This is a genomic window from Mangrovibacter phragmitis (genome assembly GCF_040429585.1).
GTDB lineage: Bacteria > Pseudomonadota > Gammaproteobacteria > Enterobacterales > Enterobacteriaceae > Mangrovibacter > Mangrovibacter phragmitis.
The window spans coordinates 917,759-933,869 of the sequence record NZ_CP134782.1 but is presented as its reverse complement, the minus strand read 5'-3'; the positions used below and the strand labels follow the sequence as shown (position 1 = coordinate 933,869).

Here is a 16,111-nt window from a genome sequence, read left to right as displayed (position 1 = left end):
TTAACCAGAGCAGGCCAGGTCACCCGGGCAGGTTTGTTGGTACATCTGCAACAACTCAAAATCACCCGGGTTGCGTTTCAGGCGCTCAGCAAACCCCTGTACTGCACGCAGTAATGAGTCACATTGTTGTTCACTCAATATGTATCCCATGCGGGCGAAGACACCGCTCACCGCCTGATGCCCGGAATGTTTGCCCAGCACCAGGTTATATTCCCGCCCCAGTATTGCCGGGTCTATTCCCTGGTAGCTTTGTTTATGGCGCAGTAACGCCGCCACATGCAGGCCCGATTCATGGGTAAAGACCTGGCCCCCCACCAGTGGTTGCTGGGCATCAATCGACCTGCCCGCAGCAATCGCCACCAGTTGGCACAAGTCGTACAGGTGTGTCAGGTCAACACCACTGCTGGCACCAAGGCAAGTCATCAGTGACACCACCACACTTTCTAAGGCGGCGTTTCCTGCCCGCTCACCTAACCCAAGCACGGTGGTATTGACATGGGTTGCTCCGGCGCGCACCGCGGCAAGCGTATTGGCAGTCGCCAGGCCCAGGTCATTATGGGCATGCATTTCCAGTTGACCAGGCCAGTGCGACCGCAGAGTGGAAATGCGGTTCCAGGTACTGAAGGGGTCCATAATTCCCAGCGTGTCAGCAAACCTCAGGCGCTGCGCCCCGGCCTCACCGGCCAGTTCAGCAATACGTTGCAGTTCATCATCTGTGGCCCTTGATGCGTCTTCACACCCGACACACACCTGCATACCCTGCTCACGGGCCAGCATAATCAACTTCTTCAGGCGCTCGGCAACATCGGGCCAGGGCTGGTGCAGCTTGTATGACATCAAAAAACCGGAAGAGGGAATGGAGATGTCCACCCAGTTCATCCCCAGTTCAGCGCTCGCCAGAATTTCCGGGGCATTCATTCGGCACCAGGTCATCATCACCGTGTCGGGTAAGTGCTCGCGCAGTTCGCGAATGCGCCGGCACTCTTCTTCGCCCATCGCTGGTGTGCCGACTTCCAGTTCCCTGACTCCGGCCATCACCAGTGCCCGGGCGATGGCTAACTTTTCGTTAGCCAAAAATGCAACGCCGGGGCTCTGCTCGCCATCCCGCAATGTTGTATCGTTAATCACCACATCCATCGCAGACCTGCCTTAACCGTAAGTCGGCAAAAAGTCCTGTGTAATCACCGCCTCTGGCTTACCTTCCTGCCAGTAAGGCGACAGTGTACGCAACCGGGAAACAATCGCCGGGAGTTGCTCAATGACGTAATCAATCTCTTTCTCGCGGGTGTAGCGTGACAGAGAAAAACGAATACTGCCGTGAGCCGCAGTGTAGGGAATCGACATTGCCCGCATCACATGGGAAGGTTCCAGTGACCCGGAGGTACAGGCGCTGCCACTTGATGCCGCAATCCCCACCTGGTTCATCAACAGTAAAATGGCTTCCCCCTCGATAAACTCAAACGCAATATTCAGTGTATTGGGGGTTCTTGGCTGGCCCTTGCCCATTACCAGTGCATGAGGAATTTGTGCCACCAGGCCTTGCTCCAGGCGCGAGCGCAGTGTTTCAATGCCACTTTGCATCATGGGCATATGGATATCCGCCAGTTCACTGGCCGCCCCCATTCCCACAATACCCGCGATATTCTCGGTGCCAGCCCGGCGACCACGCTCCTGGTGCCCACCACGCAGGAAGGGGCGAAAACGTGTATTGCGGCGGATATACAGCGCACCAATGCCTTTTGGCCCGTGGAATTTGTGGCCGGAGCAGGAAAGCATATCAATGGCGGTATTCGCCAGTGAAACCGGACACTTGCCCACATACTGCACCGCATCACAGTGAAAGAGGATGCCCTGCTCATGAGCCATCTCAGCCATTTCAGGGACAGGGAAAATCACGCCAGTTTCATTGTTGGCCCACATCACAGTGACCAGCGCGACATTGGGGTTCAGCTGGGCACGGTACTGATCCAGATCCAATGCGCCTTGCTCATTTACAGCCAGGCGATGAATGGTATACCCCATGCGCTCAAGGTTTTCGCAAACCGCAAGCGTCGCAGGGTGTTCCACCGCCGTCGTGATTATCTCTTTTTTCTCAGGTGCCAGGGCCACCGCCGAATGGATAGCGGTAGATGTCGCTTCCGTGGCACAAGAAGTAAACACAATTTCACTTTCATAGCTTGCGCCTAATAACGCGGCCAGTTGCGCCCTTGCCCGGGCCAGCGCCACTCGTCCTGGCCCGCCAAAATCATGAATAGAGGACGGGTTACCATAATGCTCAGTGAGATAAGGCATCATTGCTTCGAGCACCATTGGGTCAAGGCGCGTAGTTGCATTATTATCAAGATAAACAGGTTTCATGCCGGCTTCCTCTTTAGTCAATAAACATTCAGGCAGCAATCACTTCCATGTAACAACCCATCCGTTCAACCAACTTCTGCTGAAGCCAGCTCAGTGTCATATCGGTCATCATGCAGCCGCTGCAACTGCCACTCAGGCAGACACGCACCTGGCTGCCTTCCACACTGACCAGTGACATATCGCCACCGTCCGCCTGGATATAAGGCCGTAATTCCGCAACGGTATCGGCGACTGTCTGCCAGGCCGGGTCATTGTCTGCGGCAACAGGCGCAGCAATCCGGGTTGCAACCGCCGGGGCTTCTTTAAGTATTTGTTCGAGCGCCAGTTCAATTTTTTCATGGCACGCTGTGCATCCCCCACCCGCTTTGGTGTAGTTGATAACTTCCTGTAAAGTGGTCAGCCCGTTGGCAAGCACCGCCCGGCGGATCTGGCCTTCATCAACCGCGAAACATTTGCAGATAAGCGCACCTTCTTCGTGGTCATCTTCAAGGGTTTCACCATCATACTGGGCAATAGCGGCTCGCAATGCTTCCTGGCCCATAACCGAGCAGTGCATTTTTTCCGGTGGCAGGCCATCGAGATAATCGGCAATTTGTTGGTTGGTCAGTTGCCCGGCCTCTTCCAACGTATGGCCGATAATCAGTTCCGTCAGTGCGGAAGATGACGCAATGGCACTCCCGCAACCAAAGGTCTGAAACCCGGCATCAAGAATCACCCGGGTTTCGGGATCAACCTTCAACATCAGCCGCAATGCGTCACCGCAACTCAATGAGCCTACATCTCCCACTGCATTGGCATCCGCCACCACTTTGGCGTTGCGCGGGTTAAAAAAATGGTCTTTTACTTTTTCTGAGTAATTCCACATAGCCTGGCTCCCAATTAGGGGGCGTAACCCCCGTTGTTGTCGTGTCGCCTGCTGTGCTTTGTCAGCCTGCGCTTTAGGTATCAGCAAATGCGGTGCCACCTAAAAACTCTTTTCAAAACAATGCGAAATACCAAAACCATCAGGTTTGCAAATTCGCAATGTGGGCATTTATGTCGGGTTTGTCACAGAAATGACATCAATTTACTGCTTACTGGCTGGCGTCTTCTTCCCAGTGCGTTTCCTGGAGCAGTCTGTCAAAACGGTCAGGCTCACGCTGGCGGCGTTGGCTACGTTGTTCATTTTCCGCCCAGCACGCCTGGATCTGTTCCAGCAATTGTGCAATCGGAGTTCCCTGACTGACACGCACCGCTCTCACTCCCACCTGTAATAACTGGCGAAACACCACATCACCAATTGCCACGCAGTAGAGCGATACGCAGTCTTCGAGAGCTTCAATGCGACTGGTGAGCTTTTGTTCCTGATGGCCGCATACCACCGTAAAATCGACCACTTTCAGCAACGTCACCTGGTCTTCGCGCACGCCGTACACCACCAGCCTGGGCGTGGCACCAAAATGTTGGTCAACATGGTGATAATCTGAACTGGCAAATGCCACACGCATCGACCAGTCGCTGGTGCACACAGTGCGGAAATTACGGTTAACATGATGCATGGACCTGCTCCTTATCGGCTGGGCCGGCAAATTGTTGTTTCAGAGGAGAGCGCCATACTGGCGTGTGGTGATGGCGTTCCTGCATCAGATTCGCCAGTTCAAACAGCGTGTCACGGATACCAGCATAGCCCTGGCGCATACGCCGGAAAGTGCCTGTCTGGTCATAGATGGGAAAGCCGGCACGAATCAGCGGGATCTTCATGTGATTTGCCAGACCGGCCCCGTGAGAGTTACACACCAGTAAATCAACGGGTGATGCCTCCAGCATGAGTGCCATATCTTCCAGGTCACCAATTTTGACCTGGTCTACTGGCAGCGTTGCCAAACCCGGCTGGTTAGTGGCCGCAATCACCGGGCCGGGGACCATGCCCTGGCTGACAGCAAAATCACACCACGCAGACAGCACATCGCTTTCACCTGCCAGCGCAATATGCCTGCCCTGAAGCCATAAGTGGCAGTCAATCATGGCATCCTGCAACTGCCCGCGCTGGCGGGTTATCCAGTCAGGGACATCACGCCCGGCAAGCTGGTGTAGATAGCTGATAAACTTATCGACTTGTGCCAGCGTCATTAAGTGGGGCAGAGCCAGCACATCACCGCGGCTGCGTTGTTGTATCAGGCTGGCAGCCCGGCTTAATGAGCCCCCAATGACAATAGTGCCCATGCTCTGACCCATTTGTTCTATCGACCGCAGTGGCGTTCCTCCCTGGCTGACCGGTGTGAAATCTCCAGGCGCCAGATGGCCGTCCATCGACATCGACAAATCCGGCAGGATCACGGGCTGCAGGCCAAAAGCCTCCACACAGGCGCGAATCAGTTCGATATCACCGGGGGTTGTGCTGTGGCTCAGTAAAATATTCACTCGCTTATTACGTTGGCGGGGTTGCGGCTCAGCAGGCACCCACTGAGTGATAACCTGCTCAACCAGCGCACTAAACCCATTTTCCAGCGAGCCATAGAAATCCGGGGTATTGACTGTTAACAATGCGACAGACTTAAAGCGCGTTTCCGTTGCCCGAAATTGCCCAATTGCCCGCGATAAATCAGCCCCTTGCGCTTCAGACAACCCGGTACTTATCAGCACAATCATGCCTGGAGAGTGTTTGCCGCATAATGTCGTCAGTGCCGTTACGATATTGTCGTCAGAGCCCATCACAGTAGTCGTTGGATCCATGGCGGTTGACTGAATAGGAACCGGCTCGCGAAAGTGCTGTATAAAAAAGACTTTGGCAAAAGAGCTGCACCCCTGCGCGCCGTGAACCAGCGGCATCGCATGTTCCAGCCCAAGGCTTGCCAGGATAGCACCAAGAGGTTGCCCACTTTTTATTGGGCTGGTTGCCAGTGGTTTTTGATTACGAATTACAGTTGCCATAACACAGCCTTAGCCCAGCCAGGGCGCACGTTGATGGGATTGCGCCCAGACAGGGCTTTCCAGCGTCAGGCACAACGACTGTGCCATTGCCACCAGGCCGGTATAACCGGCATAGGCATGTTCACGCTCCTGGTTGATATCCAGAAACGGCAGGCGGGCTTTCCATGCGGTATACATGTTGCGCCCACCCGCAATCATCATGTCGGCGTTGTAGCGGTACACCACATCCAGCAAGGTGCGCGCATTCCCTTCTTCGAGCATGATGGCGTCTTCCCCCATCAACTCGCGGATCCGTTGCTTATCTTCTTCGGTTGATTTCCGGGTGCCGGTTGCCACTACCTGCATTCCCAAATCCTGGAGTGCCGAAACAATTGACCAGGACTTCACACCGCCGGTGTAAAGCAGCACCTTGCGGCCAGCCAGGCGGGCACGATAAGGTTGTAATGCCTGGTCAACCCAGGCTTCTTCACGGGCAATAACTGCTTCGGTTCTCGTCAGCAAGTCATCATCATTAAGCAGGGCCGCGAGTTTGAGTAAGGAATCGCGCATCGCGCGAATACCATAAAAACTGCCTTCAAACCAGGGTGTCTGGTAGCGCTCCTGCAACTGACGGGCTACGTTAATCAGTGCCCGGGAACAGACCAGCATGTTTGCCTGCGCGCGATGCATAGTCTGGATTTCCTGGAAACGACCATCGCCGGAAAGGCTGGCAAGCACACGAATACCCAGTTCATCCAGCAAGGGTTGTACCTGCCAAAACTCCCCGGCGATATTGAACTCGCCAATCAGGCCAATATCATGGCGGTGTTCCGGTGCAACCGGGCTGTCCTCCGGCCAGGGAGCGGGTTCACGCTGGCCTATCACTTTTTTCACCAGCACTTCGCCAGCGATACGGTTACCCAGGTTTTTGTTACCGTAGAAACCGGCCGCATCAACGCACACCACGGGGGTTCCGGTATCCTGCTCTGCCGCCCGGCATACCGCTTCTATGTCATCACCTTCCATTGCCGGTACGCAGGTGTTGTAAATAAACACTGCCGCAGGGTGGTAATGCTGCACAATGTGCCGAACGGCATGGAACAGGCGGCGTTCGCCACGCCCCATGATGACATCCTGCTCGCTCAGGTCGGTGGTGAACCCCAGGCGGTTAATATCCGGCCCGGAGCTCTGGCTACCACGGTTATCCCATGAACTGCCAGCACAACCGATTGGCCCATGAACAAGATGCGCAACATCCGCAAGAGGTAAGAGTGTGATTTGGGCGCCATCAAAAGCGCAACCGCCAACAGTCGCACCGGGCTTGGGTGCGCTGCATCCCATCTTCTGCTTGTGATTGTGCTCACAAGCAGGTTCATCCAGTAATGCCAGTATTTCATTACCTTTCATCGCAGTCTCACCTTGTTGTTGGCCCAGTAACAAGTGAGGTGCAAGAGTTATTCCATAATCAACTCATTGATTTTAATTACTTTTATTTTGTAGGATTTATAACAAAAGCAAGGGATATCACAAAAAAAAGGCGACAGTGTCTGTCGCCAAAGTGTGTGAATCACGTACTACTTTTGGTGCACCTGGCGGTGACACCCTGCGGTTTTTAGCCGCTTATCCATTGCTGCTCGCAATGTTTTCTGCCGAACTTACTGAATTGTTGCCGATATCAAAAAACACGTTGCTCCAGCGGGTTATCCCGGCCGAGGCGACGTGCCAGCCAGGGAGGAAGGCTGCTGGTCAGCATTTGCAGCACACTCTGGCATTGACTCTCTATAGTGGTTCCGGCCGTCACCTTCATGGGGTGAATATTATAGCGAATCAGCCTTGCTGCAGCCGGGCCGCCTATTGCTTCACAAAACAACAACTGGCAATCGTTCACCAGCCGCGCCCGGGTCTCGTTATCTTCCTGGCCGGCAACTGCCGCGAAACGACGCAACCCGGTCAACCAGTAACCGTTTTCATCGAAACCATAAATAAAGAACAACCGGCACTGACCAAAGTGACCATCAATGTTGAGACCATCCTGAGAGGCAAATGCCGCCTGAATTTGCGCTGGCCGGTGAGTGGGTGGCACAACACTTAAATGCTCAGGCAATTCACCGTGCAGGCAGGCCGAAACCTGTTGCCAGCGGGCAAATGTCATGCAGTCAGCATCACCAGGATAGGTGGCTTCCAGTTGCGAAATGGACAGCCCTTCCAGCCAGCCTAACGAGGCCGATGGGGCTTTATCGCCGCCCAACCAGCTAATCACCTGCTTAGGGGGAAGCTCTGGCAGCACCTGAATCAGTGCAAACAGACGCCAGAACAGTTCATCATCACTGGACATTGTCTTGCTCCTGTTATAACGCAGCTCGTGTGGCCCGAAGTGAAACAGGGAAAACGGGTCTGGGTACCTGCGGATGGACGTGATATGCCCGGCCGCCTTCCAGCTCAATCCGGCCACCCCAGTTGTCGTGCTGATCAAACTCGACCGCAGTCACTTTGGCTTCCAGATCAAGTTTTGCAATGTAGCAATACAGCGCCTGATCGCGCTGACGAAAAATCACCATTGGCACAGGGCATCCTCCTCATTATTAGACCCGACAAAGTGTCGGGTCTTTGATCAGCGACATAAACCGTTAACGAACCAGGTCAAAGTTGTAGTCAGTTTTGCCGAGTTTCATGGTTTCCCTGTCCAGTTTTTCGAGGACGGCGTTGACCAGAGTTGTCAGAATGGTCATGGCGCCTTCATAGCCCCAGGTGGCCTGGCGGTGTAAATGATGACGGTCAAACAACGGGAAGCCCAGGCGAATCAGTGGCACTTCAAATTGCTCACCTTTTGCCAGCGTGTCGCGCTGAATGAACTTACCGTAGGAGTTACCAATCATAAAGTCAGGCTTGTTGGTGAACATCAGCGAACGGAAATGCCACAGGTCACAGTTGATATACACTTCTGCTTCCTGGCCGTACGGGGAATCTGCCAGCATTTTTTTCATGGCTTTCATCCAGCGTTTATTACCGTTGTGACACAACACGGTGGTTGGTTCACAACCCAGCTCCAGTAAGAACTGGGTCATACCCATCAGGAAATCCGGGTCGCCATACAGTGCGAAACGTTTACCATGCAGCCAGGTGTGAGAGTCAATCATCATATCGACTAACCGGCCACGTTCTTGTGTCAGGCTGTCGGCAATGGGCTTCCCGGTCAGCGAACTGATGGTCATCAGCAGTTTGTCTGTCGCATCAAGGCCAATCGGAACTGCGACATCCGTAGCAGGCTGGTTCCACAACTCCTGAACCACTTTTTTGGTTTTAGTCAGGTGCCAGGGTTGCAACAGCAGAGTGTCGATAGCATCGCCTGCTTCACGCATTTCCTGTTGACTGGTGCCGCCCGCGTACATGCGGTAGTGACCATCTGCCGGGGTATCAAGCACTTCAGACGGGTCTGACAAAATGCTGCAGGCGACGCCCATTTGCGCCATCATGCGTTTGATAACCCGGTAGTTACCCAGATAAGTTTCAAAACCGGTTACCACATTCAGTTTTTGGCGAGTGCCTGGCGCTGCAGGTTTATTCGGGTCACTCAGCGTTTTTGCAACACCTTCAAACATGTTGTCCCAGCCCGTCACATGGCTGCCGATAAAGCTCGGTGTATGGGCAAATGGCACAGGCATCTCTTCAGGCACATGACCGTCTTTTTTCGCATTACCGATAAATGCCTGGAGGTCATCACCAATAACTTCCGCCATACAGGTCGTTGACACGGCTATCATATCCGGTTTGTACAATGCAGCCGCATTTTCCAATCCGCTGTTCATGTTGTTATTGCCGCCAAACACCGCTGCATCTTCGGTCATCGAATCCGATACGCAGGCAATGGGCTCTTTAAAATGACGGCTAAAGTAGGTCCGGAAATATGCCACGCAGCCCTGGGAACCATGGACATACGGCAAAGTATTGCTAAAACCCAGGGAACACAGCACTGCCCCTAAAGGCTGGCAGGCTTTGGCCGGGTCAATGGTCAGGGCTTCGCGTTTGAAATTAAGATCCTGGTACTCCTGAGTGGTGGTCCACTCGAAGACTTCCTGGACACGTTTTTGGTCATGGCCTTCTTCGAGGGCCCGTTTGCTCCGGAACAAATCTTGGTATTCATCCTGCTCAAATAAGGGGTAGCAGGGCTGAATGTTATCAGCAGATTGACTCATTTTTTTCGCTCCTCCCGCGCCACAAATCTGTGAACTTTCGGGTCATCAGGATAATTTCAGGCGGTTTTCAACCAGGGTGCCGTCAGGGCGCTCCAGCTCGGATTATTCAGGGTCATGTCCATATCGCGGGCAAAAATGGCAAAGCCGTCATAGCCGTGATACGGGCCGGAGTAATCCCATGAGTGCATTTGGCGGAAAGGCACTCCCATTTTCTGGAAAATGTATTTTTCTTTGATACCAGAACCGACTAAGTCCGGTTTGAGCGCTTTAACGAACTCTTCCAGTTCGTAGCTGCTCGCATCATCAAACAGCAATGTGCCTGTTTTCAGATCCGGCAATGTGCGGTCATAATCATCGTTGTGGGCAAATTCAAATCCAGCGCCAATAATTTCCATTCCCAGGTCTTCATAAGCCCCAATCACATGGCGAGAACGTAACCCTCCGATGTACAACAACACCTTGCGCCCCTCCATTCGAGGTCGGTATTTGGCAATAATGGCGTCCGCTTCTGCCTGGTGACGGGCTATCACCTCTTCGGCTTTTTGCTGGATAGTTTCATCGAACTGCGCAGCAATTTTGCGCAATGATTCAGCAATTTTGGTCGGGCCAAAGAAGTTGTATTCCATCCACGGAATATTGTTCTGCTCTTCCATATGGCGTGCGATATAGTTCATGGAACGGTAGCAGTGCACCAGGTTCAGTTTCACCCGTGGCGTGTTTTCCATTTCAGTCAGCGTGCCATCACCTGACCACTGGGCAACAACCCGCAGGCCAATTTCTTCAAGCAAAATACGTGACGACCAGGCATCCCCGCCGATGTTGTAATCACCAATAATCGCGATGTCGTAAGGTGTGGTTTCAAACGGCTGATCTTTGCGATTATCCAGGATCCAGTCACGAATGACGTCGTTCGCAATATGGTGCCCTAAAGACTGAGACACCCCACGGAATCCTTCGCAACGCACCGGAATGACCGGTTTGCCAATTTTTTTACGGCTGGCATTGGCGACAGCTTCAATGTTGTCGCCAATTAACCCGACCGGGCATTCAGACTGGATACTGATACCTTTGGTCAGCGGGAACAGCATTTCGATTTCGTCGATGACTTTATCGAGTTTTTTATCCCCACCGAACACGATGTCGCGCTCCTGAAAATCGGTGGTGAAGTTCACTGTCCCAAAGCTGTCGATACCGCTCATTCCGGTGTAGTAATTCCGGCGCCCGGCACGGGAGTACTGCCCACACCCTACAGGCCCATGGGAAATGTGCGCCATATCTTTGATTGGCCCAAAGACCACGCCCTTGGAGCCTGCGTAAGCGCAGCCACGCACCGTCATTACCCCAGGCTGGGATTTACGGTTAGAAATAATACATTTGCCAACCGACTCCATTTCCTGGTCGCTGGACATAATGTGTTTTCTGCGTTCTTTACGCGCTTTCTCGGGGAAGACTTCCAGGACTTCCTCGACAATCGCCTGATGCTGTTCTGTCAGTGTGCTTGACATGTTCTACTCCTTATCTCCGCGGCTACAGACCCTACACAGCCTGCGCCGCGGGTGAAATGGACTCAGGCTGCGTTTTCCTCAGCTGCCGTTTTCCCGATAATGCTGGTGTCTTCTTCTTCCAGCACGCCAAATTCCATCAGCAGCTCTTCCAGTTCATCCATCGTTACCGGGGTTGGAACCACTTTCATGGTGTTATTAATGATTTTGCTTGCCAGTGCGCGGTACTCATTGGCTTGCTTGCAGGTTGGGTCGTATTCAATGACAGTCATACGGCGGATTTCTGCACGCTGAACGATATTGTCGCGTGGTACGAAGTGAATCATCTGAGTACCCAGTTTTTCCGCCAGCGCCATGATCAGTTCGTCTTCACGGTCTGTCTGGCGGGAATTACAGATCAGCCCACCCAGGCGCACTTTCCCGGATTTTGCGTATTTCACAATGCCGCGGGAAATGTTGTTGGCGGCATACATCGCCATCATTTCGCCAGAACAAACAATGTAGATTTCCTGTGCTTTGTTTTCGCGAATTGGCATGGCGAAACCGCCGCATACCACGTCGCCCAGTACGTCATAAAACACAAAGTCCAGGTCGTCTTCATAAGCGCCTTCCTCTTCCAGGAAGTTGATAGCTGTAATAACGCCACGACCAGCACAACCCACACCCGGCTCCGGGCCACCTGATTCAGCACAACGGACGTTGCCGTAACCAATTTGCAGAACATCTTCCAGCTCAAGGTCTTCTACAGAGCCCACTTCAGCCGCCATTTCCATAATGGTGTTCTGTGCTTTTGCATGCAGGATAAGGCGAGTGGAGTCTGCTTTCGGATCACAGCCCACGATCATTACCTTTTTGCCCAGCTCAGCCAGGGCTGCTACCAGGTTCTGAGTTGTGGTGGATTTACCAATCCCACCTTTGCCGTAAATTGCACATTGCCGCATTGCCATAATCATTTCTCCTGTGAGTGATGTGTTACCACTCCAGTAAGTGCAGAGAATGTACCAGCGTGAAAAAAACTTATATATTCATGATTTTTAAAATTTTTTAATGTACAGGCTTGTCACATCTGCGCAGCAGACAAGACAAACTCCAGACCAATTGTCAGGTCTGTTGTGATAAATAAGACAAAGTGGACGACCAGTAAACACGCACTGGCACAATGTGATCCCGGTTGGAAAAATACCCGGCAATAAAGAAGAGAAAGCGAGCTTTTGAGCCAGCAAGGTTTACCCTGCTCCCACAGTGACGAAAGCGGATTAATCCAGGCAGCACTACCCGTCCCCCCAAAGATAAACCCCACAGATTGTTCACAGCACGACAGGTTGTCGCCTGTTGTGTCTTGTTTCGCCCAAAAGCACCATGAAAGTTTGGTTACCAACTTCGTGGGAGTTGAATTTATCTATCTGAAAAATAAAAGATTAAAAACAGAACTGCAGAATGGCACAGACCATGCTTTCTTGCCTGATAGCGGAATTTACCCGCCTTTGACATCAGACCTCAGCGGTCTGGTTCCTGTCTCGCAAGAGGATGATGATATGGCGCAGAAAATGAAGACGATGGATGGTAACGCCGCCGCCGCCTGGATTTCTTATGCATTTAGCGATGTCGCAGCAATTTACCCCATCACGCCGTCCACCCCGATGGCGGAAAACGTGGATGAATGGGCAGCCAAAGGGCAAAAAAACCTGTTTGGCCAGCCTGTTCGCCTGGTGGAAATGCAATCGGAAAGTGGTGCCGCAGGCGCCGTACATGGCGCATTGCAGGCCGGTGCCTTAACCAGCACCTACACCGCTTCCCAGGGGTTGTTATTAATGATCCCCAATTTGTACAAAATTGCCGGTGAACTGTTGCCCGGTGTATTTCATGTCAGCGCCCGCGCCCTGGCTACCCACGCACTGAACATTTTCGGCGACCATCAGGATGTAATGGCTGTGCGCCAGACCGGATGCGCCATGCTGGCTGAAAGCAGCGTCCAGGAAGTTATGGACTTGTCTGCTGTCGCACATCTGGCCGCAATTAAAGGCCGGGTACCCTTTATTAACTTCTTTGATGGTTTTCGGACTTCCCACGAAATCCAAAAAATTGAAGTGCTGGAGCACAGCCAACTGGAACCGTTACTGGACCGCGATGCGGTGAACCAATTCCGGCGCAATGCACTGCACCCTGACCACCCGGTGGTACGCGGAACCGCACAAAACCCGGATATCTATTTTCAGGGCCGGGAAGCGGCTAACCCTTTCTATTTCGCTTTGCCGCAGTTGGTTGAGGACTACATGCGGCAAATCAGCGTCATTACCGGCCGGGACTACCGGTTATTTAATTATTACGGTGCGCCAGACGCGGAAGATGTCGTGATTGCGATGGGGTCGGTGTGTGAGACGCTCAAAGAAACGGTAGATTATCTTAATCAGCAAGGTCACAAAACCGGCTTCCTGAATGTACACCTTTACCGGCCATTCTCAGTCGGCCATTTTCTGGCAGAATTACCGACAAGCGTTAAACGAATTGCCGTGCTCGACCGCACCAAAGAGCCGGGCGCGCCCTGCGAACCGCTGTGCCTGGATGTGCGCAATGCATTTTACGCCCAGGAAAAACGCCCACTGATAATCGGTGGGCGTTACGGCCTGGGTGGCAAAGATATTATTCCTGCCCACCTGGTCTCCGTTTTTCTAAATCTGCAGCGCCGTATCCCACAGGACAACTTCTCGGTGGGTATCGACGACGATGTGACAGGCATGTCGCTGCCAGTACCTTCTGTCATACCCCGCCTGGCGTCTGCCGACCTTACTGCCTGTAAATTCTGGGGAATGGGTTCTGACGGTACTGTTGGCGCTAATAAAAGCGCCATCAAAATTATCGGTGACCATACACCACTGTATGCCCAGGCATATTTCTCCTACGATTCGAAAAAATCGGGTGGGATCACTGTGTCTCACCTGCGCTTTGGTAAACACCCAATCACTTCGCCTTACCTGATTCAGGAAGCGGATTTTGTTTCCTGTTCGCAGCAGTCTTATGTCAGCCAGTACGATTTACTGGAAGGGATTAAACCCGGCGGGACACTGCTGCTTAACTGCACCTGGCAACCGGACGAACTGGATGCACACCTGCCTGCATCACTGAAACGTGCTCTGGTTGAACGGGATATTCACCTTTACACCATCAATGCAGTGGATATTGCCCGAGAGCTTGGCCTTGGTGGGCGGTTTAATATGATTATGCAGGCAGCGTTCTTCAAACTCAGCGGGATTATGCCGCAAGAGGAAGCAGCCGGTTACCTCAAAGCCGCTGTAGAAAAAAGTTATGGGAAAAAAGGCCCGCAGATAGTTGCGATGAACAATGCAGCGATTGATAAAGGCATGGGCGCAATTACCGCCATTGCCATCCCGGAAAGCTGGGCTACCGCCCACGATCATACACCGGCTGATGCGATGCTGGTGCCTGATTTCATTCGCAATATTGTTCAGCCCATGAATCGCCAGCAGGGTGACAGACTGCCGGTTAGTGCCTTCCAGGGGCGTGAAGATGGCAGTTTCCCTTCCGGTACCAGTGCGTGGGAAAAGCGCGGTATTGCGCTATCGGTACCTGTCTGGCAGGCTGAGGGCTGCACCCAGTGTAACCAGTGTGCCTTTATCTGCCCCCATGCTGCGATTCGCCCGGTATTGATGACAGACGATGAACGCGCAACGTTGCCCGAAACGCTGCTTGCCCGCCCGGCGACAGGTGCTAAAGAGTGGCACTATCACCTGGCTGTATCACCGCTGGATTGTTCCGGTTGTGGTAACTGCGTGGATGTTTGCCCGTCGCGAGGGAAAGCACTGGCGATGGAACCACTCAGTGTGCCTAATGCTCAAACCGAGGTCTGGGCGCGCTTAATGGAACTGCCTCTCAAACCGCATCCCTTCCGTAAAAGCACAGTTAAAGGCAGCCAGTTTGAAACCCCGTTGCTGGAGTTTTCTGGCGCCTGCGCGGGGTGTGGCGAAACACCTTATGCCCGCCTGATAACCCAATTGTTTGGCGACCGGATGATGATTGCCAATGCGACCGGTTGCTCATCTATTTGGGGCGCCAGCGCACCGTCCACCCCTTATACCACGAACCAGGCAGGACATGGCCCGGCCTGGTCTAACTCACTGTTCGAAGACAACGCCGAATTTGGTCTGGGTATGGCATTAGGCGGGCAGGCAATTCGGGCTCAACTGGTCAGCGATGTGGAAGCCGCTCTTTCGTTACCGCTCAGTGAACCGTTGCGTAATGCGATGACTGCCTGGCTTGAAAACCAGAAACAAGGCGAAGGCAGCCGCCAGTGGAGTGATGAACTGCTGTCTCAACTGGCGGGTGAACAGGAAAGTCACCCAACACTGGCACGGATTTATCAGAATAAAGATTATCTGACTCGTCGCTCTCAATGGATCCTGGGAGGAGATGGCTGGGCTTACGATATTGGTTTTGGTGGCCTCGACCATGTGCTGGCAAGTGGTGAAGACATCAATATTCTGGTGTTCGATACCGAGGTTTACTCCAATACCGGTGGGCAGTCCTCCAAATCAACACCTGTGGCAGCCATTGCCAAATTCGCCAGCGACGGGAAACGCACGCGCAAAAAAGACCTGGGGATGATGGCAATGAGTTACGGCAATGTTTATGTCGCGCAAGTCGCCATGGGTGCAGATAAAGCGCAAACGCTTAAGGCGATTATGGAAGCAGAAGCCTGGCCGGGACCTTCACTGGTTATCGCTTATGCAGCCTGTATCAACCACGGCCTTAAAGCCGGTATGGGGTGCAGTATGCGTGAAGCGAAAAAAGCAGTCGATGCAGGATACTGGCACCTGTGGCGCTATGACCCTGCACGGGAAGCGATGGGAAAAAACCCGTTCACTCTGGATTCCGAAGAGCCGGAAGAAGATTTCCAGGAATTTCTTATGGGTGAAGTTCGCTATGCCGCACTCGCCCGCCAGTACCCGGAAATGGCAAGCGAACTGTTTGAAAAAACGCACCAGGATGCCAGACAGCGCTTTGCCCAGTACCAACAACTTTCCGACCGATAACTGCCCTCTGAGCCGAATAAGGATGTTCGGCATTTCCTCCCGGCTTGTGAGGATTTTCTCAAAGTCTTTTGGGCGAGTTAACCCGGTGTCAGAGCGGATACCTTCATATATCCGCTCTGCG

The 16,111-nt window shown here is 53.0% G+C and carries 12 protein-coding genes; 1 reads left to right on the top strand and 11 read right to left on the bottom strand.

Translation table 11 applies throughout. The features are described 5' to 3' along the window. The 11 genes from nifV to nifH all read right to left on the bottom strand — a co-directional run bounded on the left by nifV (position 1) and on the right by nifH (position 11,889). Positions 1 to 1,137, bottom strand: a complete 1,137-nt coding sequence (gene nifV / locus MPHASIOC01_RS04380; protein WP_064601331.1) for a homocitrate synthase — start codon at positions 1,135 to 1,137, stop codon at positions 1 to 3. A gap of 12 nt (positions 1,138 to 1,149) precedes the next feature. Continuing rightward, entirely contained in the window at positions 1,150 to 2,358 is a 1,209-nt protein-coding gene (gene nifS, locus MPHASIOC01_RS04375) for a cysteine desulfurase NifS (RefSeq protein WP_064601332.1), read from the bottom strand. 28 nt (positions 2,359 to 2,386) lie between these two features. Beyond that, positions 2,387 to 3,223 (bottom strand): Fe-S cluster assembly protein NifU, encoded by an 837-nt coding sequence (nifU, locus tag MPHASIOC01_RS04370; RefSeq protein ID WP_064601419.1) that lies wholly within the window; start codon positions 3,221 to 3,223, stop codon positions 2,387 to 2,389. A 208-nt stretch (positions 3,224 to 3,431) separates the two neighbouring features. Next, complete coding sequence (locus MPHASIOC01_RS04365) at positions 3,432 to 3,896, bottom strand: NifB/NifX family molybdenum-iron cluster-binding protein (protein ID WP_353614035.1); 465 nt, start codon at positions 3,894 to 3,896, stop codon at positions 3,432 to 3,434. Further along, positions 3,883 to 5,268: a nitrogenase iron-molybdenum cofactor biosynthesis protein NifN gene (nifN, locus tag MPHASIOC01_RS04360; protein ID WP_064601334.1), complete on the bottom strand. Its 1,386-nt coding sequence runs from the start codon at positions 5,266 to 5,268 to the stop codon at positions 3,883 to 3,885. Before nifN ends, MPHASIOC01_RS04365 begins: the two co-directional genes overlap by 14 nt. A gap of 9 nt (positions 5,269 to 5,277) precedes the next feature. After that, positions 5,278 to 6,654, bottom strand: a complete 1,377-nt coding sequence (gene nifE / locus MPHASIOC01_RS04355; protein ID WP_064601335.1) for a nitrogenase iron-molybdenum cofactor biosynthesis protein NifE — start codon at positions 6,652 to 6,654, stop codon at positions 5,278 to 5,280. Positions 6,655 to 6,922: 268 nt separating this feature from the next. After that, positions 6,923 to 7,582: a NifB/NifX family molybdenum-iron cluster-binding protein gene (locus MPHASIOC01_RS04350; protein WP_353614034.1), complete on the bottom strand. Its 660-nt coding sequence runs from the start codon at positions 7,580 to 7,582 to the stop codon at positions 6,923 to 6,925. Positions 7,583 to 7,595: 13 nt separating this feature from the next. Beyond that, entirely contained in the window at positions 7,596 to 7,811 is a 216-nt protein-coding gene (locus MPHASIOC01_RS04345) for a NifT/FixU family protein (protein ID WP_036108271.1), read from the bottom strand. Positions 7,812 to 7,874: 63 nt separating this feature from the next. Next, entirely contained in the window at positions 7,875 to 9,440 is a 1,566-nt protein-coding gene (nifK, locus tag MPHASIOC01_RS04340) for a nitrogenase molybdenum-iron protein subunit beta (RefSeq protein ID WP_064601338.1), read from the bottom strand. A 56-nt stretch (positions 9,441 to 9,496) separates the two neighbouring features. Continuing rightward, positions 9,497 to 10,945, bottom strand: coding sequence for a nitrogenase molybdenum-iron protein alpha chain (nifD, locus tag MPHASIOC01_RS04335; protein ID WP_064601339.1), 1,449 nt, complete (start codon positions 10,943 to 10,945; stop codon positions 9,497 to 9,499). 62 nt (positions 10,946 to 11,007) lie between these two features. Next, entirely contained in the window at positions 11,008 to 11,889 is an 882-nt protein-coding gene (gene nifH, locus MPHASIOC01_RS04330; RefSeq protein WP_064601340.1) for a nitrogenase iron protein, read from the bottom strand. Between the two features lie 588 nt (positions 11,890 to 12,477). On the opposite strand from nifH, the gene nifJ reads away from it, so the two are divergent. After that, positions 12,478 to 15,990, top strand: a complete 3,513-nt coding sequence (gene nifJ / locus MPHASIOC01_RS04325; protein WP_353614033.1) for a pyruvate:ferredoxin (flavodoxin) oxidoreductase — start codon at positions 12,478 to 12,480, stop codon at positions 15,988 to 15,990. The last annotated feature ends 121 nt before the right edge of the window (positions 15,991 to 16,111 follow it).